This is a genomic window from Streptomyces sp. NPDC059169 (assembly GCF_042755225.1).
Taxonomy (GTDB): Bacteria; Actinomycetota; Actinomycetes; order Streptomycetales; family Streptomycetaceae; genus Streptomyces.
In genome coordinates this window covers 143,529-169,026 of the sequence record NZ_JBHZCF010000011.1, presented here as the reverse complement: position 1 = coordinate 169,026, position 25,498 = coordinate 143,529, and the positions used below count along the sequence as shown (strand labels likewise).

Below are 25,498 nucleotides of genomic sequence, written 5' to 3'. Positions count from 1 at the left end.
AGGAACGCGCGATCGGCGTCAGCGACCGAGGGCGGCTGCCGCGGCAACGATCACGAACATCAGCACGAGCACACCGGCCATGATCCGGTTACGGGTCTTCGGGTCCACACGTCGAGCCTAACGGGCGCCGCCGGACCCCCTGGTCGCGGGGCGGCCCGCCCCAGCCGGTCCTGCCGGCCACGCGCCTGCCCCGCACGCACCTTCCGCAGTCCCTGTGGCCGATCAGCCCGCGGCGCCCCCGAGCGGCCAGGATCCGACCTCCTCGTAGCGCGGCCGGGCGCCCGGTGCGCCACCGCCCGGCAGGTTGCTGCGGACCAGCGCCAGCCGGGACACCAGCCAGGGAGCACCCTCGAAGTCGTGCAGGGCGTCGGTGAAGGGGCGGAGATCCGTGTCCGTACGAGTCCTGGCGACGGTCAGGTGCGCGTGGTAGCGGTGATGCTCCTCCATCGGCACCCCGGCACGACGCGCCGCCGCCTCGGACCGTTCGGCGAGCATCCGCATGGCGTCCAGGCCCCCGGCCGCGCCGACCCACAGGGCACGGCGGCCGAAGTGGCCTCCGCCGTGCAGGCGCAACCGGAAGGACTCGCTGCGGTGGGCGGCGCGCCCGAGGCGCTCGTGCAGGTCGGGCAGGAGTCCGCCGTCGACCTCGCCCATGAACGCGAGCGTGAAGTGCCACCCCGGCCGCGCGGTCCAGCGCAGGTCGTCCCCACCGGGCAGGACGTGCAGCCGGTCGACGGCGCGCCCGAGTTCCCGCAGGGCCTCCTCCGGCGGCAGCACGGCGGCGAACAGTCTCATACGGCGAGTGTTGCAGTTGCGGGTGCCCGCACGCGGCTGCGGCGGGGACTTCGGTTCGGCTGCACCGGAGACTGTCCGGAACCGGCGGCCTCGGGGCCGGCGTCCGCTCCCGTGACCACCGGTTCCGGGCGGAGGATCGTGCCCCGGCGTCGGCGGAGGGAGCGGTACGGCGGGGAGGGCGGCCGGCGACGGTTCCGCTGGGACCGTCGCCGCCGGACTCCCTCCCGCGCCGCTACGACGTGGCGCCGCCGCAAGCTCAGGCAGCGGTGGTGAGCCGCTCGCGGGGCACGAACCGTACGTGTCGCCGGCCCCGCCGCAGGTCCAGTTGGACGCGTAGTCCGCCGACCCGCGCCATGATCATTCCGATCGCCCCGGCCGCTACGATCGCGACCACACCGCCCGCCGCGAAACCGACGCGTGCCCCGTAGGTGTCGGTGAGCCAGCCGACGAGGGGGGCGCCCAGGGGCGTACCGCCGACGAAGACCATCATGTAGAGGCTCATGACCCGCCCCCGCATGGCCGGGTCGGTGGCCATCTGGACGGACGAGTTGGCGGTGACGTTCACCGTCAGGCCCACCATGCCGATGGGCACGAGCAGCAGTGCGAAGAGCCAGAAGGCGGGCGCGAGGGCGGCCGCGATCTCCAACGCGCCGAACGCGGCGGCCGCACCGACCAGCATCCGCAGCCGGGACGAACCGCGCCGGGCCGAGAGCAGGGCTCCCACCAGGGAACCAGCCGCCATCAGGGTGTTGAGCAGGCCGTACGTTCCGGCTCCGACGTGGAAGACCCCGCCGGCGAACGCGGTCAGCCAGATGGGGAAGTTGAAGGCGAAGGTGCCGATGAAGCCGACGAGCACGATCGGCCAGAGCAGCTCGGGCCGCCCGGCCACGTACCTCAGCCCTTCCCTGAGCTGCCCCTTCCCGCGCGGTGCCCGCTCGACCTTGTGCAGCTCGCTTGTCCGCATGCACAACAGACCGGCGATCGGAGCGAGGAAGGACAGCCCGTTGAGGAGGAAGGCCCAGCCGCTCCCGACGGCGGTGATCAGCACACCCGCGACCGCGGGGCCGATGAGCCGCGCCGACTGGAAGTTCGCCGAGTTGAGGCTGACGGCGTTGCGCACCTGCAAGGGGCCGACCATCTCGGAGGCGAAGGACTGCCGGGTCGGGTTGTCGACGACCGTCACCATGCCGAGCAGGAACGCGATCAGGTAGACGTGCCAGACCTGGACCTGGCCGGAGAGCGTGAGGACGGCGAGCGCGAGGCCGCAGACGCCGAGCGCGCCCTGGCTGATGAGGAGGATGCGCCGCTTCGGGTAACGATCGGCGATGACGCCGCCGTACAGACCGAACAGCAGCATCGGCAGGAACTGGAGGGCCGTCGTGATTCCGACGGCCGCGGCGGAGCCGGTGAGGCTGAGGACCAGCCAGTCCTGGGTGATGCGGGCCATCCAGGTGCCCGTGTTGGAAACGATCGCCCCGGTGAAGAACAGCCGGTAGTTGCGGACCTTGAGCGAGGAGAACGTCCCCTGGGCGGTGCGGGTCGTGTCGTGGTCGTTGTTCGGTGCGGGGGCGGAGTCTGCTCCGGGTCCCGTACTCAAAAGGGTTCGCCTCCTTGCGGCCGTGGTCTACAGGTGTGCGAGCTTCTCCAGAACCGGGGCGGCTGCGCGCAGCTTGGCCCACTCGTCCTCGTCCAGGCCCTCGGCGAGGGACGCCAGCCAGGCGTTCCGCTTGCGGCGGCTCTCCTCGAGCATGACCTCGGCCTGCTCGGTCTGGCTGACGACCTTCTGCCTGCGGTCGTCGGGATGTGGCTCCAGCCGGACCAGTCCCTTCGCCTCGAGCAGCGCCACGATGCGGGTCATCGACGGCGGCTGGACGTGCTCCTTGCGGGCCAGCTCGCCGGGGGTGGCCGAGCCGCAGAGGGAGAGTGTGCCGAGCACCGACATCTCCGTCGGGCTCAGCGATTCGTCGACGCGCTGGTGCTTCAGGCGCCGGCCCAGTCGCATGACGGCTGAGCGCAGTGAGTTCACGGCGGCGGCGTTGTCACCGTGGGACAGGTCAGGCATGTTCATTAGCGTAACTCATTACCCTGTCTAAATACCACTCGGGCGGGGAGACTCATCTCTCACCCGTACGAGTGACTCGCTTCCGGAAAGCGATGCGGCGGCCGTCGCCGTCCCGCGACTCTGACCGGATGGGATCGACAGTACTCAGCCTGCGGATAGACGGTGAGCTGCTCGACCGGGTCCGGGAGCGCGCCGCCAAACGCGGCATGAGCGTCCAGGACTACGTGGTCCGGACGCTCATGCGGGACGACTTCGACGAACGGTTCAAGGCCTCCGTCGACGAGACGGAGAAGTTCTGGGGGCTGGCCTGACCCCCGCCCGACGGGACGGGGCGGCCGGCGAGCGGGGCGGCCACCCGCCGTCCGCCGTGCCCTTACGTGAGGCCCAGCGCGGGCATCGCGTAGAAGAAGACGAAGACCGCCGAGACGACGTACATCGCCACCGGCACCTCGCGGCCGCGCCCGGCCGCCAGCCGCAGCACGCTGAAGGCGATGAAGCCCAGCCCGATGCCGTTGGTGATCGAATAGGTGAACGGCATCATCACCATCGCCAGGAACGCGGGCACCGCGATGGTGAAGTCGCTCCAGTCGATGTCCTTCACCGAACCCGCCAGGATCAGGAAGCCCACCGCCAACAGAGCGGGAGTGGCCGCCTGGGACGGCACCATCGTGGCCAGCGGGGAGAAGAACAGCGCCACGGCGAACAGCGCTCCGGTGACGACGGACGCCAGACCGGTGCGGGCGCCCTCGCCGACGCCCGCCGTGGACTCCACGAAGCAGGTGTTCGCGGAGGACGAGGACGCGCCGCCCGCCGCCACCGCGAGTCCGTCGACGATCAGCACCCTGTTGATCCCGGGGAGGTTGCCGTTCCCGTCCATCAGCTTCGCCTCGTCGCCGACACCGAGGATCGTGCCCATCGCATCGAAGAAGCAGGACAGCAGGACGGTGAAGACGAAGAGCGAGCCCGTCAGCAGGCCGACCTTCTCGAACCCGCCGAACAGGCTCACCTGACCGAGCAGACCGAAGTCGGGGGACGCCACCGGGTTGCCGGGCCATTCCGGGACCGTGAGCCCCCACGCCTCGCCCGGCAGCTTCGCCACCAGCTGGATGGCGACCGCCACGACCGTCATCACGACGATCGAGATCAGGATGGCCCCCGGCACCTTGCGAATGATCAGCGCGAGCGTCAGCAGCACGCCCAGAATGAAGACCAGGACCGGCCAGCCCGAGAGGTGGCCGGTCAGACCGAGCTGCAGCGGCACGGTGGTGTGCGCGGCGTCCGGGATGCGGGAAACGAAACCGGAGTCGACGAGGCCGATGAGCATGATGAAGAGGCCGATGCCGATCGCGATGCCCTTGCGCAGGCCGAGGGGCACGGCGTTCATCACGCGCTCGCGCAAGCCCGTCGCGACGAGGAGCATCACCACCAAGCCGGCCAGGACGACCATGCCCATCGCATCGGGCCAGCTCATCCGGGGGGCGAGCTGGAGGGCGACCACGGTGTTCACGCCGAGCCCGGCGGCCAATGCGATCGGGACGTTGCCGATGACGCCCATGAGCAGCGTGGAGAACGCGGCGGTGACGACGGTCGCGGTGACGAGCTGACCGCCGTCGAGCTGGTGCCCGTACATGTCCTTCGCGCTGCCGAGGATGATCGGGTTCAGCACGATGATGTAGGCCATCGCGAAGAAGGTGGCGAACCCTCCACGGATCTCCCGGGGGATGCTGGAGCCGCGCCCTGAGATCCTGAAGAAGCGGTCGAGGGGGCCGGGTGCTCCGGGGCCGGCACCCGGCCGCTGCGGCTGCCGGACGTCCTCGGGAGCGGTGGCCGTGGGGGGCATGCGAGACCTCGTGGGTGATGGTTTCTTGGCCGGTTCCTTGGATGTTCGTATGAACGAAACCGATCGGACACAAACCGCTTCAGTATGAACATATGAGTTCGTGATCGGTATCTCCGCGCGTAGACCCCAGAGCCCCCGACCGTCCCGCCGTTCCGGGACGCCCCCATACACTGACCCCATGGCGAAGTGGACCCCCAAGCACGAGGCACCCGAGCCCCTGGAGGGGCCGGTCGTCGCCACCATCACCGGCGGGACGATCGTCTGGTTCGTCCTCTTCCTGGTCCAGGTCCCCTTCTACGGATGGTTCGCCGACCACGACCTGGCCTGGTGGGTGTGGACCTGTCTGGCCGGTGGCGGCCTCGGACTCATCGGCATCTGGTACGTCCGCAAGCGGGACGCGGCGATCAAGCGCGCGGCCGCCGCCGGGGACGCGACCCGTTCCGACGCCTAGGGCGCCCGGCCCGGGAGGCAGGCCCTGCGGAGTCCGCCGGCCGACCCGGCCGGCCCCACCCCACCGGACCGCGCCCCGCACGCCTCCGCGGCGGCTCCCGTCGATCCGCCCCGGGAATCCCCGCCGTTCGGCAGGTGAACCCGGCTCCGCCGCCGTACCGTCGACAACATGACGCAGCGGTCGGAGTTCGGCAGCGACGGCACCGGACCGGGCGACCGGCCGACCGGCGGACCGGACGGAGCCACCCTCGACGCGGGCGCGGAACCCGACCCCGGACACCCCGCACCGCTGCCGGTGCGCCACCGACCCGGCGGTCTCACCGCCGCCGAAGTGGCCGAACGGATCGCGCGCGGCGAGGTCAACGACGTGCCCGTGCGCAGCAGCCGCTCCACGGCCGACATCGTCCGCGGCAACGTCTTCACACGCTTCAACGCCATCATCGGCGTGCTCTGGGTGATCATGTTCGTGGTCGCGCCGTTCCAGGACACGCTGTTCGGTTTCGTCATCCTGGCCAACACCGGGATCGGCATCATCCAGGAACTCCGCGCCAAGAGAACCCTCGACGGGCTCGCCGTGATCGGCGAGGCGAAACCGACGGTCCGGCGCGACGGGATCGCGGCAGAGGTGTCCACGTCCGAGATCGTGCTCGGTGACCTCATCGAGCTCGGCCCCGGGGACAAGGTCGTCGTCGACGGTCTGGTCGCCGAGGCCGACGGGATGGAGGTCGACGAGTCGCTGCTGACCGGCGAGGCCGACCCGGTCCTGAAGAAGCGCGACGACCGGATGATGTCCGGCAGCTTCGTCGTTGCCGGCGGCGGCGCGTTCACCGCCACCAAGGTCGGCCGCGAGGCGTACGCGGCACAGCTCGCCGAAGAGGCCTCCCGCTTCACGCTCGTCAGCTCCGAGCTGCGCACGGGCATCTCCACGATCCTCAAGTACGTGACCTGGATGATGATCCCGACCGCACTCGGCCTGATCATCAGCCAGCTGGTCGTGAAGCACACGGACCTCAAGGGCTCGGTGGCCCGCACGGTCGGCGGCATCGTCCCGATGATCCCCGAAGGACTGGTGCTGCTGACCTCCGTGGCCTTCGCGATCGGCGTCATCCGCCTCGGCCGCAAGCAGTGCCTGGTGCAGGAACTGCCGGCGATCGAGGGCCTCGCCCGTGTGGACGTCGTCTGCCTCGACAAGACCGGCACCCTCACCGAAGGCGGTATGGACGTCACCGAGCTGCGGCCGCTCGCCGGGGCGGACGAGCCGTACGTACGCACGGTCCTCGGCGCACTCGGCGAGTCGGACCCGCGGCCCAACGCCTCGCTCCAGGCGATCATCGAAGCCTTCCCGGACAGCGTGGAATGGCGCTGCACCGAATCCCTGCCCTTCTCGTCCGCGCGCAAGTACAGCGGCGCCACGTTCAGCGAGGGCGACGGCCAGAGCTCCACGTGGCTGCTCGGTGCACCCGACGTGCTGCTGCCTCCGGGTGACCCCGCACTCGGCGAGGTCGACCGGCTCAACGAGCGCGGACTGCGGGTGCTGCTGCTGGTCCGCGCCGTGGGCGAGCTCGACTCCCCCGACGTCGCCGCGGGCGCACGGCCCACCGCGCTGGTGGTCCTGGAACAGCGGCTGCGGCCCGACGCCGCGGACACCCTGCGGTACTTCGCCGAACAGGACGTCCACGCCAAGGTCATCTCGGGCGACAACGCCGTGTCCGTCGGTGCGGTGGCCGGCAAACTCGGCCTCCCCGGGGCCGCCGACACGGTGGACGCCCGCCGGCTGCCGGCCGAGCGGGACGCGATGGCGACCCAGCTCGACGCCCATGCGGTGTTCGGCCGCGTCACCCCGCAGCAGAAGCGGGACATGGTCGGGGCGCTGCAGCACCGTGGGCACACGGTCGCCATGACCGGCGACGGCGTCAACGACGTCCTCGCGCTCAAGGACGCCGACATCGGCGTCTCCATGGGCTCCGGCTCGGAGGCGACCCGGGCGGTGGCCCAGATCGTCCTGCTGAACAACAGCTTCGCGACCCTCCCGTCGGTGGTCGCCGAGGGCCGCAGGGTCATCGGCAACATCACCCGGGTGGCGACCCTCTTCCTCACGAAGACGGTCTACTCGGTGCTCCTCGCCATCCTGGTGGTGTGCTGGCAGGTCGAGTACCCGTTCCTGCCCCGCCACCTGACCCTGCTGTCGACCCTGACCATCGGCGTGCCCGCGTTCTTCCTCGCCCTGGCCCCCAACCGGGAACGCGCACGGCCGCACTTCGTACGCCGCGTCATGCGGTACGCGATCCCCGGCGGGATCATCGCGGCGGCCACCACGTTCGTGACATACCTGCTGGCCCGCTCCTACTACAGCGGTTCCGGCTCCCTGGAGGCCGAGACCAGCGCCGCGACCCTGACCCTGTTCCTGGTCGCCATGTGGGTCCTGGCGATCATCGCCCGGCCGTACACCTGGTGGCGGATCGCCCTGGTCGCCGCGATGGGACTGGCCTTCCTGATCGTGCTGGTGGTGCCGTGGCTGCAGGACTTCTTCGCACTACAGCTGGTCGGTACGACGATGCCGTGGACGGCGGTGGCCATTGCCGCGGTCGGCGGGGGGCTGCTGGAGTTCGCGTGGCGCTGGGTGGACCGCAGGTTCCCCGCGTGAGCGGGGCGCCGCCCCGTCGTGGCGTGACGCCGCCCCGTCGTGGCGTGACGCCAGCGCGCCACACCGATGCCTCCCGGGATCCCGTACCCACCCCGCGCTCCCACCGGCGGCCGCCGTCGGCGCGGGACGCCCGGACCGGACCCCCAAGTACCGTCCGCCGGGCCGGCCTTGCGGCCGTGCCCACGGATCCTTCAGTCGAACCAGCGGTCCCTGGCCAGCTCCTCGGTACGCGAGGGGTCTTCCAGCAGCGCCGCCACCTCGAAGCGGCGCGGCCACTGGCCCGATGCCCAGGCCAGTCCCGCCGCGACGCCCTCGACGGTCGCCGCATGGATCACGCCGTCGGGCGTGCGGCGCCAGTCCAACTCGACGTCGCCCACGAGCAGTTCCTCGTGCTCGACGTACGACCGGGGTGTCGTCGGGCCGAGCAGTGCGTGCACCGACGACGGCACCTCGTGCTCCTCGCCCACCGTCGTCACCTCCGCCTCGACCGCCTCGCTGAGCCGCCCCACCTGGAACAGCTCGGCCAGATCCACAGCCCGGTCCGGTGCGACCGGCAGCAGCGGCCGCCCCCCGGCCAGCGGCAGCAGGTCGGGCGTGTCGGCGACCAGTGCCCCCGACGCGTCCACGACCCGCACCTCACCGTCGACGACCGCGCGCAGTTCGTCCGGGAGCGTCACCTGCTCCGGCTCCAGGTCCGCGAGCGCCGTGTAGAGCGCGTGCAACTGGGCGGCGCTGACCGGGCGGTCCGGGTCGGCGAGGCGGCCCAGCAACTCGGCCGCTCCGCCCGGCTCGTCGAGGAGCGCCGCGACGGACGTCCGGACCCCCAGGGCGTGCAGCACCTGCTCGTCCTCGAATCCGGTCGCGTCCGCCGAGTCGTACAGACCGACCAGCAGCGGGTCCCCGCCGGACGCCCGCAGACCGGCGGGGCGGCGTCCGTCCAGCACCGGGTGGTCACGCAGCCACCAAGCGGTGTACGGGCGGACGGTCTCGGTCGTGCCGTCCGGCAGCAGCACCCGCACCGTCTGGGTGAGCGCGTCCCGCAGCGGCGGCTGCGCCAGCAGCGCGAGCGCCTGCGGCCAGCGGTCGTCGTCGACGAGGTCCAGGTCGCGTACGGCGACGATCTCGGTCGCCACCGGCGGCACCGGCGCCTCGGGCAACCGGTCCAGCACGTCCTCGCACCACACGTCGACGGCGTCGAGCAGTCCGGCGTCATCGGGCTCGGCGAAGTCGCCTTCCCTGGGCTCCAGTTCATCCGGGTCCAGGACGACATCGGTCGCGCGGACCAGGGCGAAGTTCGCCAACACGCCGCAGGCGGCGAGCGGCTGTTCGCCCCATCGCCCGGCCCACTCCCCGTCGACGAGGGCGAGTTCGTCCTCGCGCATCACCGAGGCGAACGGGCTTCCGGGCATCACGAGTTCGCCGGCGGGCGCCAACTCGCCGTCCTCGTCCGGCAGGGCGAGCGCCCCCAGCCACGGTTCGTCGCCCGGCTCCAGGCCCGCGTCCCGGACCAGCGCCAGAACGATCTCCGCAAGTTCCTCGCTGTCCGGCGCGTCCTCGTCCCACAAGCCGTCGCCGTCCTCCAGCGACGCGGCGACCGCCGCACGGACCTGCGGAGTCGTCAGTACCGCACGGGGGGTCGCAGGCAGCGCACCGAGCTTCTCCAGCAACGGGTGGGCCGCGTCCGGGTGGGCGACCTTCAGCCCGAACCGGGCGAGCCCGGCGGGGGTTTCGGACGTCGGGAGCAGGATCTGACGAGGGCCGACGGTGGTGCGGGGGGAGCGGCGGCCACGGCGGCCGTCCTCGCGCTCCTCGGGCTGCTCCTCCCGGTAGTCCTCGGCGTCCGCCCGGGCATCAGACTGCGTACCCGCCAGGGGAACGGGCAGACCGGACAGCCAGTCCGGATCCACCCCCGCCAGGCTGTCGTACAGGCGCCACCACCACGACGGGTCGCGCTCGATCCCGGCGAGCCGGTCGATGGCCTCCGTCAGCGGGACGCGCGCGACGCCCAGCGTCCGCAGCTCCACCCGCCGCTCCAGCCCGGCCGGCAGGAGCGTCGGCAACACGTCGGCCAGCACCCGCACGGTGTCGGCGCCGGCGCCCTCCACGACCTCGGCCTCCAGCGGCCGCAGCGCGACGACGTCGTCAGACGACAGCGCGGCGGGGGCGGCCGGGGCCAGGAACGCCGTGCGGGGAAGCAACTCCAGGATCGCCGCCCGCAGCGCACCGTCCAGCTCGCCCTTGCCCAGCGGACCGGGAACGAGGTCGAGGGTGCCGGTGCTGACCGGCTGCCATGCGCCGAGGAGCTCCGCGTACGCCTCCGCCGCCTGCCGCACCAGGAAGTCGGTCAGCGGACCGGGTGCGGGGTGACGGCGGGCGGTGTCCAGCGGAAGCGTCGCGATCAGCAGCGCCGGCACGCCCAGTGGTTCGTCCGTCGGGGTCGGCGCATGGACGACGGGCGCGGTCGCCGGATACTCCGGCGCGCCCTCGGCGTCGACGGGCACGGCCCAGGTGACCGCCCAGTGGGGGCGCAGCCGCTCCTCGACCGGACGCCCGGCGAGCAGGTCGGGTCCGATCGCCCCGTGCCTGCTCACGACACGCCACCGGTTGACGCCGCGCACACCGTCCTCGATGTGCACCTCATCGCCGTGCTCCGAACGGCGCAGCGCCCGCACCCCTTCGGAGGTCTCGACGACGACCTCGCTGATGCCGGGGAGCGTGAGCAGCAGTGCATCGTCGACCGCGGCGAGCAGCCTGCCGACGAGGTCCTCCGCCGTCCCGTCGCGCAGCGGGAGGATCACCACGGTGTCGTAGCCGTCGGGAGCCGTGCCCTCAGCGGGCAGCGGCAGCCGCAGCAACGGCACGTGGCCGTCCCTGCGGCGCAGCTCGTCGCCCAGTCCGGGGCTGCCGTGCGCCGCTTGCTGGGCCAGCTCACGGGCCTCGGCGAGCGACCACCTGACTCCCCCGTGCCGACCGACCACGGCCGGCTCGTCGCTCACGGCGAGCACGGCGGCGAATCCGACACCGAACCGGCCCACCGCACCCTGCTCCTGGTCCCGCTTGGCGGACGCGCGCAGCGTGGACAGCGACTCGACCCCCGCGGCGTCCAGCGGAGCACCGGTGTTCGCGGCGACCAGCACCGCGGGCTCGCCGCCCCGACCGGGCCGCAGGGTCAGCCGCAGCCGCCCCGGGACTCCGGCGCGGGCCGCGGCGTCCGCCGCGTTCTGCGCGAGCTCGACGACGACGCGGTCGCGGTAGCCCCCGAGCGCGAGGTCTTCTTCGGCGTTGGCGTCCTCCCGGAACCGGGCCGGACTCGCACCCCAGGCGTCGAGCACCCCACGCCGCAGCCGCGCCGTCCCGAACGGGTCGGCCCCCTCGGTCGTCCTGACGCTCACGCCTGTCTCCGCTCTCTGACGTATCCGGTGTACCTCACATCGGGGCCCGAAGGTACCGCGTCAGCGAGCCGGGGCGCTTCCGGAGGGGTGGGGGTCGCGTTGCGCTCCGCGCGGGGCGGGACCACGGGTACGCGTCCCGGTACCCGCCCCCAGCCTGGCGGGGGGATGCTCCCGGGGCCCGGCACGCCCGGATACGCCGTACGACTCCACGCGGATGCCCACCCCGCAGGCCGGACGGGCGTACCCGGACCCGACGGGCCGTGGGCGCGCGCGGCCCGTGCACGTACGCACCCAGCGTGTCGCGGCTGCCGTCCTCGAACGACACCGTCGAGGACAACCCCGGCGGGGCCCACGGGACGCCGGACGGGCCACGGGGCGGTCGGGACGCCGGACGGGCCACGGGGCGGTCGGGACGCCGGGCAGCGTCCCTGTCCGGCCGGCAGCGGGCACGCCCCGTACCCGCGAAGCGCCGGGGCTAGCTGTGGCCCAGGTCGTCCGGCGAGCCCGCCTCCACGTGGTCAGGGACCGAGCCGCTGTCCGGTGCCGGCCGCAGCGGGAACTCGTCGGCCTTCATGGAGTCGAGCACCGGCGGCGCCGGCCTCGGCGGCTTCGGCATGACCGCGGCCTCCGAGTGGCCCCCGCACCCGTACGCCAGGGAGACGACCCGCCCGTCGGCCGGCGCGAACTCGTTCGCACACACACCGAACGCCTGCTTGAGCGACCCGGCGAGCGGTACCAGGAAGGCACACGTCGAACACGTCGCGGGCGCGGCCTGGGCCATCGGCGTCTTCGCTCCGAATGCTTCCTCCCAACGGTCGGCGGCGACGTGCAGCCCGTACCGGGAGAGGACCCGCGCCCGCCCCATCCCGAGCTCGTCGGCGACCGCGGCGATGGCCCCGCGGGACGGCACGCGGGGGACGATCTCCGCGTCCTCGGCGTCCACGCGGTCGGCCATCTCGTCGGAGACCGGGGAGTTCGGCGGGGGCGCATCTTCCCCGGAGAAACCGGGCTCCAACCTCAGGTCCTCGGCCTCGGTGGGAAGCAGGTCCCCCGGCCCGAGGTCGCCCGGACGCAGTCGCTCGCTCCACGGCACCCACTCCGGAGCCAGCATGGCGTCGGGACCGGGGAGCAGGACCGTCTCATCGAGGGTGACCGCCTTCGCGCGGGACGCCCGAGCGACGGTGACGGCCCAGCGCCAGCCCCGGTACCCCGGCTCCTGGCACTCGAAGAAGTGGGTGACGACCCTGTCGCCCTCGGACACGAGCGAGACATGCTCGCCCACCGCCCCCGGTGCGGCAGCCTCTTCGGCAGCCGCCCGCGCGAGGTCTACCGCCTCGGCGCACAGGCGGTCGGGGGTACGGCTTCGCGTCGTCGCAGCACTCACAGGTCTCGCTTCTCTCCTACGCCGTCTCACAGGTGCGCCGGCCGATTCGCGATGTACGGGCGGCGGACGGAGCGGCGGGGCTACCTCCCAGACCCCCGGGGCACTGGGGGAGAGCCGCATCGACGTCCGCGCCCGAGCAATCCGTCTCGGGCACACCTACCGTCACCCATTCTGCGGGATGGCGAAAAGGCGCGCGGCCGAGAACTACCGCCGGTGGCGCGCTACGCACGCTACCCCCTCCGTGGCGCGCCGCCCACCTGCCCGTCCGAATCCCGGTTCCTCCCCGAGGCGCATGGGGCACTATGACGACGTGACAGCCGCCAGGTCGTCCGCCTCCCCCGGGCCGCTGAACAGGGCGGGCCGGGCGTTCGGCCGCGCCCTGCACCTGCCGTTCACCGGCGCGGCGAAGGGCATTCGGCGCGCGACCCACGCGCACGGGGCGGGTGAGTCGGGCCTGGGCAAACTCATCGAGCTGCACGCGGTGAACGGGGCCGGCGACGTCATGGTCACGGTCGCGCTCGCGTCCACCGTCTTCTTCTCGGTTCCCACCGACGAGGCCCGCGGCCGGGTGGCGCTCTACCTGGCCATCACGCTGACCCCGTTCGCCCTCCTCGCTCCCGTGATCGGCCCGCTGCTCGACCGTCTCCCCCACGGCCGCCGTGCCGCGATGGCCGGGGCGATGGCGACCCGCGCCGCGCTGGCACTCACCATGTCGGGCGCGGTCGCGACGGGGGGGCTCGAGCTGTACCCCGCGGCACTCGGGGTACTGGTCGCCTCGAAGGCGTACGGGGTGGTCAGGAGCGCGGTCGTGCCGCGGCTGCTACCACCGCGCTTCGCGCTGGTGAAGGCCAACTCGCGGGTCACCCTGGCCGGTCTCGTCGCCACCGGGGTGGCCGCGCCGATCGGTGTGGCTCTGCAGCGGATCGGTCCCGCGTGGCCGCTCTACGGAGCCTGCGCGGTCTTCGTCGCCGGAACGTTCCTGGCGTTCAGCCTGCCCCACAAGGTCGACTCGGCGAAGGGCGAGCGCAAGGCCCACATGCTGACGCACGGCGAACGGAAGCCGAGTCTGCGCACGGTGGGGCCGTCCGTCCTGCACGGGCTCCAGGCGAACGCGGCGCACCGCGCGCTCTCCGGTTTCCTGATCTTCTTCCTGGCCTTCCTGCTGCGGGTGCACCCGCTGGCCGGGCAGAGCCCGGTCGTGTCGCTCGGCATCGTGGGCGTCGCGGCCGGCCTCGGCAACGCGTGCGGCACGGCGATCGGGGCGTGGGTGCGCAACCGCCCCCCGGAAGTGATCATCGCTGCGGGGCTGACGCTGGCCCTCGCGACGGCGATCCTCACGGCGGTGTTCTTCAGCCCGCTGATGGTGGCGGTGCTGGGTGCGGTGGCCGGGCTGTCGCAGGCACTGTCCAAACTGTCCCTGGACGCGATGATCCAGCGGGACGTTCCGGAGTCGGTGCGGACCTCGGCGTTCGCCCGGTCGGAGACGCTGCTCCAGATGGCGTGGGTGGTGGGCGGTGCGATCGGCATCGCGCTGCCGCTCAACAGCGAGGTGGGCATGTCGGTGGCGGCGGCGATCCTGGCGACGGGTGCGGCGGTGTCGCTTCGCGGACTGTTGGTGGCCTCCCGGCGCAGCATGCAGCCACCGCGCCCGGTGACCCCGGTGCCCCGGGTGCGCTGAGGGCCGTCGGCTCCCCGCGGCGCGGGGAGCGCCGCAGGGGCCATGAGCCCGGTGCGGCCGCTCAGGGACGATGGGGGGATGTGGGCCGCCGAGCGAGTCGATACGGGCTCCGGGCGATCGGGGGGCGACCTGCGAGAGCCGGTGCGGGCGGCACGCGGCCGTACCGGCCTCGGACGGGAGGTCCGTGACCGGACCGTGCCGGGTGCGGCAGGGGGCTCCCCACCGGGACCGTGGCGGGCACTCCCTCCGGTGCGGCGACGGGACGGACGGCGGAGTGAGGCCCGCACGGCAACGTGCCGGCCCCGTCGCAGGACGCTCTGCAGGAATAGGCCGGACCGGGCAGGACCGCATCCGGCAGGGCTCGGCGTCGGCGCCACGCCGTACCCCCGCGCCGCCTTGCAGCGGGCGCCCGATAGCCTTCGGAGCATGACCGTTGCGTTCTTCACCGGCAAGCACCGCCGGGCCGCCGCCGCCCTCGGTGCCGTGTCCGCCGGCCTCCTCGTACTCTCCGCCTGCGACAAGCCGACGCCGCTCGCGACCGTGACGGTCGGGACGAACTCGGTCCACACCGAGGCCGCCTGCTACAACGACGGCGAGGCCATCAAGGAATCGCAGATCCAAGGCTGCCTGAACAAGAAGGCCGAGAAGTCCATCACGGTCTCGGCCGACGACAAGATCCGCTTCGGCGTGGACCCCGAGATCGCCGACAACGGATGGACGATCTTCATCGGCGGGGAGCGGGCCGAGCAGGAGCCCTACCACAAGACGTACCGGACCATCCCGGCGAGTGCGTTCTTCAGCAGCCCGACGGGCGAGGCCACCAGCAGCTCGCAGGTGTCCATCGTGGAGACCACGGGCAAGAAGCTCACCGGCATCTGGCACTTCAAGCTGCAGAAGGACTGATCCGGGCCGTAACCCCACTCTCCCCATGCGCGCACTCGTCGTGACCGCGGTGCCGGCGGAGGCCGACTCCGTGACAGCCGGCCTCGCCGCCCACGGGCCCTCCACCGTCGTCCGCCTGCCGGGCGGCTCCACCCTGCGCCGGTGCGCGGGTCCTGCGGTCACCGTGGACGTCCTCCCGGCTGGAGTGGGCCCGGCGGCGGCTGCGGCGGCGACGGCCGCGGCACTGACCTCTGCGGTGTACGCGTACGGCGCGCAGCCGCATGGGACGGGAGCGGCGGAAGGCGGGGCCGGAGTCGAACGGGGCAGCGCTCCGACCGGAGCAGCCACGTCGGACCGCGTGCCGGCTCCCGGCTCCGGATACGACCTCGTCGTGTCCGCCGGAATCGGCGGCGGCTTCCTCGGTGTCGCACCGGTCGGCTCGCTCGTCGTCGCCGACGCGATCGTCGCCGCCGACCTGGGAGCCGAGACCCCCGACGGCTACCTCGCCGTGGAGGAACTCGGCTTCGGACGTTCGGTGCACCTCCCGGCGCCGCTGTCCGCACGGCTCGCCACCACTCTGGGCGCGGTGCACGGGCCGGTCCTCACCGTCTCCACCGTCACCGGCACCGCCACCCGCGCGACCGAGCTGAGCTCGCGTCACCCCCGTGCCGCCGCCGAGGCGATGGAGGGGTTCGGAGTGGCCGAGGCGGCCGTGGCGCACGGCGTGCCGGTCGTCGAGATCCGGGCGATCTCCAACGCGGTCGGCCCGCGCGACCGCGCCGCATGGCGCATCGGCGAGGCCCTGGACGCGCTGCGGACGGCGTTCCGGCAGCTCGTCCCCGTCCTCGAGGAGGAGGCCGCATGACGTACCCGGCGTCCCGGCGCATCGAGATCGCCTACTCGCCGTGCCCCAACGACACCTTCGTCTTCGACGCCTGGGCGCACGGTCGGATCCCCGGCGCCCCGCGCCTCGACGTGACGTTCGCGGACATCGACGTCACCAACGGCATGGCGGAGCGCGGCGAGTTCGACGTCCTGAAGGTGTCGTACGCGGTGCTGCCCTACGTCCTCGACGAGTACGCGCTGCTCCCGTGCGGCGGGGCACTGGGACGCGGCTGCGGACCCCTCGTACTGACCCGCGAGCCCGATGCCGGCGATCCCACCCGTGCGGGTGGGATCGCCCCCACGGCATCCGGAGGCGCGACGGGGCTGGTGGGGAAGACCGTCGCCGTGCCGAGCGAGAAGTCGACGGCGTACCTGCTGTTCCGGCTGTGGGCCGCGGACGCGGTGCCCGGGGGCGTGGGCAGGATCGTCGTGCTGCCGTTCCACGAGATCATGCCCGCGGTGCGGGACGGCAAGGTGGACGCCGGACTGGTGATCCACGAAGCACGGTTCACCTACCAGAACTACGGGCTGCACTGCCTCGCCGACATGGGCGAGCACTGGGAGTCCACGACCGGTCTGCCCATCCCCCTGGGTGCCATCATCGCCAAGCGCTCCCTGGGCACGGACGTGCTGCTGCAACTCGCCGAGGCGGCCCGGGCGTCCGTGCTCATGGCGTGGGACGACCCGACGGCGTCCCGCCCCTACGTACTGGAACACGCGCAGGAGATGGACCCGGCCGTGGCGGACCAGCACATCGGCCTGTACGTCAACGAGTTCACGTCGTCCCTGGGCGAGAACGGCTATGCCGCCGTGCGCGGACTCCTCACCCGCGCCGCGGCCGAGGGCCTCGTCCCGCCCCTCGGCCCCCAGGCGCTCGCGTTCCCCTGAAGCACCGCGCCCAGGGCGCACGCCGTGCCCGCCCGTGACGGGCGGCGGGGGAGGATGCGACCACAGCCCCACGACAGCGCAGGGCAACCCCACGCGCCGCGGCCGGGGGCGTCGGTCGCCCTCGGCCGCGGCGCGCTCGGCGAGGTCGTGCTGTGTCCCGCGCGGTGTCCTCGCGGTCTTCTCGATCCCCGCGTACGGGGCGGGTGCGTCCGGGCGTCCCTCGGACGCGATCCGGCGCGCGGTTACACGTCGAGCTGGTCGGCGACCGCGCGCAGCAGGCCGGCGATCTTCTTGCCGTGGGCCTTGTCGGGGTAGCGGCCGCGCTCCAGCGCCGGCGTGATGTGCTCCAGGAGCGTCGTCAGGTCCTGGACGATCGAAGCCAACTCGTCCGGCTTGCGGCGCTGTGCTGCGGCGACCGACGGGGTCGGGTCCAAGACCGTCACCGAAAGCGCCTGGTCACCGCGCTGGCCTGCAACGACCCCGAATTCGACCCGCTGGCCGGGCTTCAGGCTGTCGACTCCGTCCGGAAGCACCGACGAGTGGACGAAGACGTCGCCGCCGTCGTCGCGGGAGAGAAAGCCGAAGCCCTTCTCGCTGTTGAACCATTTGACCTTGCCGGTAGGCACGTCTGTCCTCGTCCTCGTACTCGTCGGGATTGCGAAACCGCTCGGAAAACCGGCCGCAAAACTGCTCTGGATAGCACTGCAGCGGGTCGCTCGACCCGCCACCACACAAGGCTAATGGTCCAGGGGCCACTGACAAGACGCCCCGGGCCCTTCCCACGCGCTGGGAACTACCCTGGTCGGGTGACTGATGAAACCCAAGCGAATTCCTCGGGACCGGGTGACGGGCTCGTCCGCGTCGGCGCGATCGTTTTCATCGTGGGCGCAGTGGCCACTCTGGTCACCGTGGCCCCGCTGTTCCTCGGTACGGATCCGTTCCCGACGGTGGCGTACTTGGTGAGCATGCTGATGGGCGTCGGCTTCCTGATCGCGGGAGCGGGAGTGCTGCGGTCGATCGCCGCGCAGCGCCGTCAGGCGCGTTCCTCGGCGTAGTCCGGCAACCGGCCGGATCCCTCTTCGCCCCGGCCGGGCGGAACACCACGACCCGACCTGTCGTACGTGCTGAGCCAGCCCGGGAAGGCCCCCAGGTCCGACAGCACCACGTCCGCACCCGCTTCGCGCAGTTCCCGCTCCGCGCACGGACCGGTGGCCACGGCCACCGAGAGCGCCCCGGCGGCACGGGCGCCGCGCACATCTCCCACGTGGTCGCCGACGTACATCCGTGCGTCGTGCGCGCGCAGCGTCTCTGCCTTCGCCTCGGCCCACAGCGAGCCGACGAGTTCGTCGGGCTCGATGCCCAGGTGGGCGAGGTGCAGTGCGGCGTTCGGCTCGTGCTTGGCGGTCACCACGATCACGCGGCCGCCGAACGCCCGGACCGCGGCGACGGCCTCGCGGGCACCACGCATCGCGCGGCTGGGGGCGATGGCGTACTCGGGGTAGAGCGCGCGGTAGCGATCGCCCAGCTCCTGGACGCGGTCCGCGGGGAACCAGTGCGCAAGCTCCTGCTCCAGCGGGGGTCCGAGCCGAGTGACCACGAGGTCGGCGTCTATCCGGACGCCCGTCTCCGCGGACAGCGCCCGGAAGACGGCGTGGATGCCGGGACGGGAGTCGACCAGGGTCATGTCGAGGTCGAAGCCGACGGTGAGCAGGGCGGGGCGCGGCGACGTGCGCGGAGTCGAAGGCATGCGGTCCATTGTGCCCACCGGGTCGGGCAGTGGGCCGGACAGCGGGGTCCGGTCCGGAGCCGAACGGCACCACCGCGCCCCGGGCCGGCACGCGGCCGGGGCCGTCCTCGGCTCCCCCGACCTCAGCGGGCCGGTGCGCGGACCGTACCGGCCCCGCATCCGGCGGATCCGTCCTCGGTGTCCCCGGTGTCCTCGATGTCCCCGCCGGTCTCACCGGTCCCTCCGTCCGGTGAGGGCGGGGAAGGTCGCCGCCCATTTCGCACCGGCGGCAGGCGCCCCCCAGCCGTGCTCCGTGACCGGACTCACTTCCTGCGCGCACGCCAGACGAGGAAGAGGGCCGAGGCCAGGGCAGCGCCCCTGACCACCCACGGCCAGGTGGTGGCGAGGGCCTCGCGCATCGCCTGGCCGCCCGGCGCGATGGGGTCGCCCCAGCGGCCCTCGACACGGCCCCACAGCCAGACCGCCGCGCCCGCGGCGACGCCGCCCGGCAGGCCGAGGACCGCCCATTTCGCCTCCGCCCGGGAGAGGGTCCGGGACGCGTACGCGAGCAGCCATCCCCCGGCCAGGGCGATCCAGGACCCGAGGAGCAGACCGAGGGCCAGGAGAGCGGCGGCGAAGAGGAGCATCGGCTGGCCGGGCGCCCGATCCGGGCGGACGCCGGTCCGCCGCGACGGACGCAGCAGGGCGCCCGGACGCCACCGGCGCGGTGCGGCGGCCGGGGCCCCGCCGTCGACGGCGCCGTCGGCGTGGTCGCCGGGCGCCGCCCCGCCGGCACCCCCGTTGTCCTGCCGTTCGCCCGCACGCTCCGTCGCCGGCGGCACCAGCAGGTCGGGGATCTCCACTCCGCCGACGAAACCACCGATGTCGCCCGTGGAGCCGTGCGGTCCCGGTTCGACACGCCACCAGTCCGGTGCACCCTGTGCGGAGGAGGCGTCGACGGGGGAGGCGTCCGCGGAAGAGGCGTCGACGGGGGACGCACCGCGGCCGGAGTCGGCCACCGGCCCGGACCCGCCCGGGCCGGTGGCTCCGTCCCGGCGGTCCGACGCGCGCGGTCGCGGGATGAACCGCCGGGCCGACCGGGAGCGTTGCTCCGGTACGGAAGGGCCCGCCGGTTCCGGATCCGGTGGTGTCGCGGGTGCCGTGCGCGGCGAGGACCAGGCCGCGTCCTCCGTCGTGCCCGCGGACGTCGCGGGGCCCGCGGGCTTGCCCCCGTCGTGACGCGCCGCTGCGTCGACCACCTCGTCGGGTGTGCCCAGCCGCCCCAGGATCCTCCGCACCGCCGACGGGCTGTCGGTCCCGAACTTCGCGCGCTGCTTGTCGATCTCGTTCCGGAGCGACGACACGAGCCGCATCCTGGTGGCGGAGGGCAGCTGTCGCTGCTGGGCTACGTCCCCCACCCTGCTCAGGTAGTCGAAGACCAGTTGGTCGCTCTCGATGCCCACGGTGCCCCTCCACAGCGTCCCCAGCGTCCACGTCCCCGGAGCCGGTCCTGACGTTAGCGCCTGGGCACGGGCTAACGTGGGGCGGATGGGGACCGGTGAGCTCGATCGGGAGGCGCACGTGCCCGCAGGAACGCCGGTGGAGCCGGCCACAGAGGGGTCGCCGACCGCGGACACGACGCCGCGCACGGCAGCCGCCGCACCGCGCACCCTGGCCGACGCGCTGCGCGCCAGGGGCGACGAGGGGTTGGCCACGCTGCTGCGCGCCCGCCCTGACCTGCTGAACCCGGTTCCGAACGACCTGACCCAACTGGCCACCCGCGCCGGCACGCGGGCGTCGGTGGTCCGGGCGCTGGAGCGACTGGACCGGTTCGCCGTACAGACCGCGCAGGTCCTGGCCGTGGCCGCCGAGCCCACGTCGTACGGCACGGTCCTCGCGCTGCTGGGCGGCGACGACGGTGATCCCGCAGTCGAGGCGGCGCTGCCCCGCGCGCTCGGGGACCTGCGCGACCAGGCGCTGGTGTGGGGCGACGACGACCGGATGCGGCTCGTGCGCACCGCGCGCGAGTTGCTCGCACCGTCACCGGGGCACCCGTCGCCCACCGGACTCGGGCCGACGGTGGCGGAGGCCACGGCGGGCATGTCACCGGGGCGGATCCAGGAGATCGTCACGGCCGCGGGCCTGCCGACGACCCACGACCCGGTGTCCGCAGTCGCCGCGCTGACCGCGCTCTTCACGGACCGGAAGCGGATGGCGGCGCTCCTCGACACGGCTCCCCCGGACGCCCTGGCGGTGCTGGACCGGCTGGTCTGGGGCCCGCCGTACGGGGAGGTGACCTCCGCCCCCGCGCCTCCGGTGCGTTGGCTGCGCGACCGCGGGCTGCTGCTGCCCACTTCGCCGCGCACGGTGGTGCTGCCGCGCGAGGCGGCCCTGCACCTGCGGGCCGGCCGGGCGCACCGCGAGCCGGAGCCGGTCCCGCCCGAGGTACGGATCGCCGCGGAACACCGTCCGACGGTGGTGGACGGCACGGCGGCGGGGCAGGCCCACACGGCCCTCGCCACCGTGGAGGAACTGCTGAAGGAGTGGCAGACCGCCGGTCCTCCCGTGCTGAAGGCCGGGGGGCTGAGCGTGCGGGACCTCAAGCGCACGGCGGCGTCGATGGACGTGTCGGAGCCGGTCGCCGCCTTCTGGCTCGAACTGGCCTACACGGCGGGGTTGCTGGCTTCGGACGGCGAGGCGGACGAGCGGTTCGCCCCGACCCCCGCGTACGACGAGTGGCTCGACCTCCCCGCGCCTGCGCGCTGGACCGCGCTCGCAACCGCCTGGCTCACCGCGACCCGGACCGCGGGCCTGGTCGGCGGCCAGGACGCCAAGGGCCGCACCCTCGCCGCGCTGGGCCCCGACCTGGACCGCGGTGCCGCGCCCGAGGTCCGCCACCGCGTCCTGGTACTGCTGGCGGAGCTGCCCGTCGGCGCCGCCCCGGTCCCGGACACCGTCCTGGCCCGACTCCGCTGGGAACGTCCCGCCCGTACCCCTGCCGCCCCGGCCTCCGACGGACCGGACCTCCGCTCGCGCATCGCCACCTGGACCCTCACCGAAGCGGAGCTGCTCGGCATCACCGGACGCGGCTCCCTGTCGTCGGCGTGCCGCACGCTCCTGGGCGGTGCCGGCACGGACGCGACGGACCGGCTCCGCGATCCGGCCTCCGCACCGGGCGCGACCGCGGCAGCGGGACCCGGACTCGCCGCCCGCGCCGCGCTCGCCGCGGCCGCCCTCGCCCCGCTGCTGCCCGAGCCGCTCGACCACGTCCTCCTCCAGGCCGACCTCACCGCCGTGGCGCCGGGCCCGCTCGAGCGCCCCCTCGCCGAAGCGTTGGGAGTCATTGCGGACGTGGAGTCGAAGGGTGGTGCGACGGTCTACAGGTTTACGCCCGCGTCCGTCCGGCGCGCTCTGGACGCCGGGCAGGCAGCCGCGGACCTGCACGCGTTCCTGGCCCGGCACAGCCGCACCCCCGTGCCGCAGCCGCTCAGCTACCTCGTCGACGACGTGGCCCGCAAGCACGGCCACCTCCGCATCGGCGCCGCGTCCGCCTACGTGCGCTGCGACGACGACGCGACCCTTGACGAGATCCTCGCGGACCGGCGCTCGCACGGACTGCGGATGCGGCGGCTCGCGCCGACGGTGCTCGCCAGTCAGGCCGACCCGTCCACGCTGCTCGAAGGCCTCCGGGCCATGGGCTACGCACCGGCCGCGGAGTCCGCGGAGGGCGACGTGCTGATCACCCGGGCCGATGCCCGCCGCACCCCGCACCGCACCCCGCCCGTCCCGGTGCCCGACGGGCCGCCCGTACCCGACGACACACTGCTCGGTGCCGCGGTGAAGGCGATCCGGGCCGGCGACATGGCCGTCACCGCGGTGCGCAAGCCCGCACCGCACACCGCCGACGGCGAACTGCCCCGCACCACGCCGGCCGAGACGCTCGCCACCGTGCAGGCGGCGGTGCTCACCGGCGCGGCGATCTGGATCGGTTACGTCAACGCGGACGGCGCCGCCAGCCAGCGCGTCATCGCACCCGTCCGCGTCGAGGGCGGCTTCGTCACGGCCTACGACCACACCGCCGACGAGGTCCGGACCTACCCCCTGCACCGCATCACCGGTGTCGCGGAACTCGCCGACGACTCCGTCTGACGCCCGACGGCCGCACCGCCGCTCCGGGTCCGCACGGGTGGGGGCGGGCAGCCGCCCGACCGGGGTGCCCGATGAGGCAGACTGGAGATTTGGCCGCACGGGATGCGCGAGGAAAGGGCACACGCGTGAATGGACCGCTCATCGTCCAAAGCGACAAAACCCTCCTGCTGGAGGTCGACCACGAGCAGGCCGACGCGTGCCGTCGCGCCATCGCTCCGTTCGCGGAACTGGAACGCGCCCCCGAACACATCCACACCTACCGCATCACTCCGCTCGGCCTGTGGAACGCCCGGGCCGCGGGGCACGACGCGGAGCAGGTCGTCGACGCCCTCGTCGAGTTCTCCCGCTACCCCGTGCCGCACGCCCTGCTGGTCGACGTCGCCGAGACCATGGCCCGGTACGGCCGCCTCAGCCTCGTCAAGCACCCTGCCCACGGACTGGTGCTGACCACCACCGACCGGCCGGTCCTGGAGGAGATCCTCCGTTCCAAGAAGGTCCAGCCCTTGGTCGGTGCCCGGCTCGACCCGGACACCGTCGTCGTGCACCCGTCGGAGCGCGGCCAGATCAAGCAGACCCTGCTGAAGCTCGGCTGGCCGGCCGAGGACCACGCCGGTTACGTCGACGGCGAGGCCCACCGCATCGACCTGGACGAGTCGGGCTGGGCGCTGCGCCCGTACCAGAAGCAGGCCGTCGAGGGTTTCTGGCACGGCGGCTCCGGTGTCGTCGTGCTGCCCTGTGGGGCGGGAAAGACCCTCGTCGGGGCGGGTGCCATGGCCCAGGCGAAGGCGACGACCCTGATCCTGGTGACGAACACGGTCTCCGCCCGCCAGTGGAAGCACGAGCTGGTCAAGCGCACATCGCTCACCGAGGACGAAATCGGCGAGTACAGCGGCGCGAAGAAGGAGATCCGCCCGGTCACGATCGCCACCTACCAGGTGCTGACGACCAAGCGGAAGGGGATCTACCCCCATCTGGAACTGTTCGACTCCCGTGACTGGGGCCTGATCGTCTACGACGAGGTGCACCTGCTGCCGGCTCCGGTCTTCAAGTTCACCGCCGACCTGCAGGCCCGTCGCCGTCTGGGTCTGACCGCGACGCTGGTGCGCGAGGACGGCCGCGAGTCGGACGTCTTCTCCCTCATCGGCCCCAAGCGCTTCGACGCGCCGTGGAAGGAAATCGAGGCCCAGGGCTACATCGCGCCCGCCGACTGCATCGAGGTCCGGGTCAACCTCACCGAGTCCGAGCGGCTCACGTACGCGATGGCGGAGACCGAGGAGAAGTACCGGTACTGCGCGACGACCGCGACCAAACAGAGGGTCACCGAGGAGCTGGTCCGCAAGCACCGGGGCCAGCAGACCCTGGTCATCGGCCAGTACATCGACCAGCTCGACGAGCTGGGCGAGCACCTGGACGCCCCCGTCATCAAGGGGGAGACGCCCAACTCGCAGCGCGAGAGGCTCTTCGACGCGTTCCGGGACGGCGAGATCTCGGTCCTCGTGGTCTCCAAGGTCGCGAACTTCTCCATCGACCTGCCGGAGGCGACGATCGCCATCCAGGTCTCCGGCACCTTCGGCTCCCGCCAGGAGGAGGCTCAGCGGCTCGGCCGGGTCCTCCGTCCGAAGGCGGACGGCCACAAGGCGCACTTCTACTCGGTGGTCGCGAGGGACACCATCGACCAGGACTTCGCAGCGCACCGCCAGCGGTTCCTGGCCGAGCAGGGGTACGCGTACCGGATCATGGACGCGGACGACCTGCTGACGGACGACTGACCGCCGGTACGGACGCGGGCCGGGCGGAGCGGGCGAGCGCGGGTCGGCCGGGGCGCACCCTCAAGGCCGGGGCGCACCCTCAAGGCCGGGGCGGCAGCAGCGCGTCGGCCTCGGCGGTGTCGGAGAGCCCCCTCGGGAGGTCCGACGGCTCCGGGCACCGGGAGGGTCAGGGGCGGCGGGTGCGTCCGGTGCCCGACTCGTGACGTTCCGTACGGGCGCCTCGCAGCCGCGACCGGCCGCCCCGGTGGGACCGGCGGGTCCCCGCGGTCAGAGGTGCCGACGGACTCCGGCTTCCTCGGTGTACTCGCCGAGGACCACGACGCCGAAGGCCGTGGTCACGAAGACCTTGACGGCGCGCAGCGCATCGCCGATGCGGTGGGCGTGATGGGTGGCGGTACCGATGGCAGTGGCTCCGGGTACCCTCCCGCCGGCTGGGTGGAGTGTCGCTGTGGTCATACCTCCATGGTGGACTTGACGCGGCGGTAACACATCGCCCTGCGGGCTGAGCCGGTTCCGGCCCGCATACGACCTCGGATCTACGGGCGTCCCCCTACGGGTGCGACGGGCCCGCCACGGGCACCGGCGTTCGGCGCGGTGCCCGTCCGCGGCCCAGGGGCCCCTTCCGCCACGATCCCTGCAGTTCCCCTCCGTCGGGACCGTCGGCTCGGGCCCACCGGACCCGCGGTGACGTCTCCCCGCCCACCGCCGCCCCGCCGGCGTGTCCCGGACCCCGGCCCGCTCCTGCGGCGGCCGCAGCCGCCGGTGAAAACCGTTCGCCGGTGACCGTGCCGCTGACTACAATCTCCCCCTTGCCCGCCTCCCTCCGTGGAGTGCCGCCGTCCGGACGGAAACCGGACGCGCAGCCATGACCCGCACGTGCGTACGCCGTGCACCCGTGCGTCACGAGCCGTACGGCACCCGCCCCGTACGCCGCGCACCGTCCGTCCGTCACCT

General features: G+C 73.1%; 20 protein-coding genes. 10 read left to right on the top strand and 10 right to left on the bottom strand.

What is annotated here, in order from left to right:
* Nucleotides 1-222 precede the first annotated feature (222 nt).
* From thpR to ACFXOM_RS21595, 3 genes are all read right to left on the bottom strand, one after another.
* Nucleotides 223-795, bottom strand: coding sequence for an RNA 2',3'-cyclic phosphodiesterase (thpR, locus tag ACFXOM_RS21605; protein WP_385038835.1), 573 nt, complete (start codon nucleotides 793-795; stop codon nucleotides 223-225).
* Nucleotides 796-1,051: 256 nt separating this feature from the next.
* Nucleotides 1,052-2,392, bottom strand: a complete 1,341-nt coding sequence (locus tag ACFXOM_RS21600) for an MFS transporter (RefSeq protein ID WP_384941739.1) — start codon at nucleotides 2,390-2,392, stop codon at nucleotides 1,052-1,054.
* A 27-nt stretch (nucleotides 2,393-2,419) separates the two neighbouring features.
* Nucleotides 2,420-2,857 (bottom strand): MarR family winged helix-turn-helix transcriptional regulator, encoded by a 438-nt coding sequence (locus ACFXOM_RS21595; RefSeq protein WP_384941738.1) that lies wholly within the window; start codon nucleotides 2,855-2,857, stop codon nucleotides 2,420-2,422.
* A 128-nt stretch (nucleotides 2,858-2,985) separates the two neighbouring features.
* Between ACFXOM_RS21595 and ACFXOM_RS21590 the strand changes: the two genes are divergently transcribed.
* Nucleotides 2,986-3,168: a ribbon-helix-helix protein, CopG family gene (locus ACFXOM_RS21590; protein ID WP_384941736.1), complete on the top strand. Its 183-nt coding sequence runs from the start codon at nucleotides 2,986-2,988 to the stop codon at nucleotides 3,166-3,168.
* Nucleotides 3,169-3,230: 62 nt separating this feature from the next.
* Here the strand turns inward: ACFXOM_RS21590 and ACFXOM_RS21585 are convergent, their stop codons facing one another.
* Nucleotides 3,231-4,697 (bottom strand): NCS2 family permease, encoded by a 1,467-nt coding sequence (locus ACFXOM_RS21585; RefSeq protein WP_385038832.1) that lies wholly within the window; start codon nucleotides 4,695-4,697, stop codon nucleotides 3,231-3,233.
* A gap of 178 nt (nucleotides 4,698-4,875) precedes the next feature.
* Between ACFXOM_RS21585 and ACFXOM_RS21580 the strand changes: the two genes are divergently transcribed.
* On the top strand, nucleotides 4,876-5,148 hold the full coding sequence (locus ACFXOM_RS21580) for a DUF2530 domain-containing protein (protein ID WP_384941732.1): 273 nt from the start codon (nucleotides 4,876-4,878) through the stop codon (nucleotides 5,146-5,148).
* A gap of 168 nt (nucleotides 5,149-5,316) precedes the next feature.
* Nucleotides 5,317-7,791 (top strand): cation-translocating P-type ATPase, encoded by a 2,475-nt coding sequence (locus tag ACFXOM_RS21575; protein ID WP_384941730.1) that lies wholly within the window; start codon nucleotides 5,317-5,319, stop codon nucleotides 7,789-7,791.
* 191 nt (nucleotides 7,792-7,982) lie between these two features.
* Here the strand turns inward: ACFXOM_RS21575 and ACFXOM_RS21570 are convergent, their stop codons facing one another.
* Together ACFXOM_RS21570 and ACFXOM_RS21565 are read right to left on the bottom strand one after the other, a co-directional pair.
* Nucleotides 7,983-11,183 (bottom strand): sacsin N-terminal ATP-binding-like domain-containing protein, encoded by a 3,201-nt coding sequence (locus ACFXOM_RS21570; protein ID WP_385038829.1) that lies wholly within the window; start codon nucleotides 11,181-11,183, stop codon nucleotides 7,983-7,985.
* 475 nt (nucleotides 11,184-11,658) lie between these two features.
* On the bottom strand, nucleotides 11,659-12,567 hold the full coding sequence (locus ACFXOM_RS21565) for a DUF3027 domain-containing protein (RefSeq protein WP_384941726.1): 909 nt from the start codon (nucleotides 12,565-12,567) through the stop codon (nucleotides 11,659-11,661).
* Between the two features lie 310 nt (nucleotides 12,568-12,877).
* On the opposite strand from ACFXOM_RS21565, the gene ACFXOM_RS21560 reads away from it, so the two are divergent.
* The 4 genes from ACFXOM_RS21560 (at nucleotide 12,878) to ACFXOM_RS21545 (ending at nucleotide 16,900) form a co-directional block, all read left to right on the top strand.
* Nucleotides 12,878-14,245, top strand: a complete 1,368-nt coding sequence (locus ACFXOM_RS21560; protein WP_384941724.1) for an MFS transporter — start codon at nucleotides 12,878-12,880, stop codon at nucleotides 14,243-14,245.
* Nucleotides 14,246-14,671: 426 nt separating this feature from the next.
* Complete coding sequence (locus ACFXOM_RS21555) at nucleotides 14,672-15,148, top strand: DUF2771 domain-containing protein (RefSeq protein WP_384941723.1); 477 nt, start codon at nucleotides 14,672-14,674, stop codon at nucleotides 15,146-15,148.
* A gap of 25 nt (nucleotides 15,149-15,173) precedes the next feature.
* Entirely contained in the window at nucleotides 15,174-15,992 is an 819-nt protein-coding gene (locus ACFXOM_RS21550) for a futalosine hydrolase (protein ID WP_384941721.1), read from the top strand.
* Entirely contained in the window at nucleotides 15,989-16,900 is a 912-nt protein-coding gene (locus tag ACFXOM_RS21545) for a 1,4-dihydroxy-6-naphthoate synthase (RefSeq protein ID WP_385038826.1), read from the top strand. Before ACFXOM_RS21550 ends, ACFXOM_RS21545 begins: the two co-directional genes overlap by 4 nt.
* A gap of 242 nt (nucleotides 16,901-17,142) precedes the next feature.
* Here ACFXOM_RS21545 and ACFXOM_RS21540 read toward each other — a convergent pair whose 3' ends face one another.
* On the bottom strand, nucleotides 17,143-17,526 hold the full coding sequence (locus ACFXOM_RS21540; RefSeq protein WP_384936981.1) for a cold-shock protein: 384 nt from the start codon (nucleotides 17,524-17,526) through the stop codon (nucleotides 17,143-17,145).
* Between the two features lie 180 nt (nucleotides 17,527-17,706).
* Between ACFXOM_RS21540 and ACFXOM_RS21535 the strand changes: the two genes are divergently transcribed.
* A complete protein-coding gene (locus tag ACFXOM_RS21535) occupies nucleotides 17,707-17,955 on the top strand; it encodes a hypothetical protein (RefSeq protein WP_384936978.1) in 249 nt (82 codons plus the stop codon).
* Here ACFXOM_RS21535 and ACFXOM_RS21530 read toward each other — a convergent pair.
* Together ACFXOM_RS21530 and ACFXOM_RS21525 are read right to left on the bottom strand one after the other, a co-directional pair.
* Nucleotides 17,934-18,647, bottom strand: a complete 714-nt coding sequence (locus tag ACFXOM_RS21530; protein ID WP_385038823.1) for an HAD family hydrolase — start codon at nucleotides 18,645-18,647, stop codon at nucleotides 17,934-17,936. The two genes, ACFXOM_RS21535 and ACFXOM_RS21530, sit on opposite strands and share 22 nt — an antisense overlap.
* 302 nt (nucleotides 18,648-18,949) lie before the next feature.
* On the bottom strand, nucleotides 18,950-20,089 hold the full coding sequence (locus ACFXOM_RS21525; protein WP_384944508.1) for a hypothetical protein: 1,140 nt from the start codon (nucleotides 20,087-20,089) through the stop codon (nucleotides 18,950-18,952).
* Nucleotides 20,090-20,174: 85 nt separating this feature from the next.
* On the opposite strand from ACFXOM_RS21525, the gene ACFXOM_RS21520 reads away from it, so the two are divergent.
* Together ACFXOM_RS21520 and ACFXOM_RS21515 are read left to right on the top strand one after the other, a co-directional pair.
* Nucleotides 20,175-22,775, top strand: coding sequence for a helicase-associated domain-containing protein (locus ACFXOM_RS21520; protein ID WP_384936970.1), 2,601 nt, complete (start codon nucleotides 20,175-20,177; stop codon nucleotides 22,773-22,775).
* A gap of 125 nt (nucleotides 22,776-22,900) precedes the next feature.
* Nucleotides 22,901-24,544, top strand: coding sequence for a DNA repair helicase XPB (locus ACFXOM_RS21515; protein ID WP_385038820.1), 1,644 nt, complete (start codon nucleotides 22,901-22,903; stop codon nucleotides 24,542-24,544).
* Between the two features lie 267 nt (nucleotides 24,545-24,811).
* Here the strand turns inward: ACFXOM_RS21515 and ACFXOM_RS21510 are convergent, their stop codons facing one another.
* The gene (locus ACFXOM_RS21510; RefSeq protein WP_384936964.1) at nucleotides 24,812-25,000 is read right to left on the bottom strand and encodes a hypothetical protein; all 189 of its coding nucleotides are present in this window, start codon (nucleotides 24,998-25,000) and stop codon (nucleotides 24,812-24,814) included.
* Nucleotides 25,001-25,498: the final 498 nt, after the last annotated feature.

Bases quoted from the DNA above. Each gene is read 5' to 3' on its own strand.
- ACFXOM_RS21580 (WP_384941732.1), top strand. From the start codon at position 4,876: ATGGCGAAGTGGACCCCCAAGCACGAGGCACCCGAGCCCCTGGAGGGG.
- ACFXOM_RS21595 (WP_384941738.1), bottom strand. From the start codon at position 2,857: ATGCCTGACCTGTCCCACGGTGACAACGCCGCCGCCGTGAACTCACTG.
- ACFXOM_RS21530 (WP_385038823.1), bottom strand. From the start codon at position 18,647: ATGCCTTCGACTCCGCGCACGTCGCCGCGCCCCGCCCTGCTCACCGTC.
- ACFXOM_RS21550 (WP_384941721.1), top strand. From the start codon at position 15,174: ATGCGCGCACTCGTCGTGACCGCGGTGCCGGCGGAGGCCGACTCCGTG.
- ACFXOM_RS21520 (WP_384936970.1), top strand. From the start codon at position 20,175: ATGGGGACCGGTGAGCTCGATCGGGAGGCGCACGTGCCCGCAGGAACG.
- thpR (WP_385038835.1), bottom strand. From the start codon at position 795: ATGAGACTGTTCGCCGCCGTGCTGCCGCCGGAGGAGGCCCTGCGGGAA.
- ACFXOM_RS21585 (WP_385038832.1), bottom strand. From the start codon at position 4,697: ATGCCCCCCACGGCCACCGCTCCCGAGGACGTCCGGCAGCCGCAGCGG.
- ACFXOM_RS21510 (WP_384936964.1), bottom strand. From the start codon at position 25,000: ATGACCACAGCGACACTCCACCCAGCCGGCGGGAGGGTACCCGGAGCC.
- ACFXOM_RS21555 (WP_384941723.1), top strand. From the start codon at position 14,672: ATGACCGTTGCGTTCTTCACCGGCAAGCACCGCCGGGCCGCCGCCGCC.
- ACFXOM_RS21545 (WP_385038826.1), top strand. From the start codon at position 15,989: ATGACGTACCCGGCGTCCCGGCGCATCGAGATCGCCTACTCGCCGTGC.
- ACFXOM_RS21575 (WP_384941730.1), top strand. From the start codon at position 5,317: ATGACGCAGCGGTCGGAGTTCGGCAGCGACGGCACCGGACCGGGCGAC.
- ACFXOM_RS21590 (WP_384941736.1), top strand. From the start codon at position 2,986: ATGGGATCGACAGTACTCAGCCTGCGGATAGACGGTGAGCTGCTCGAC.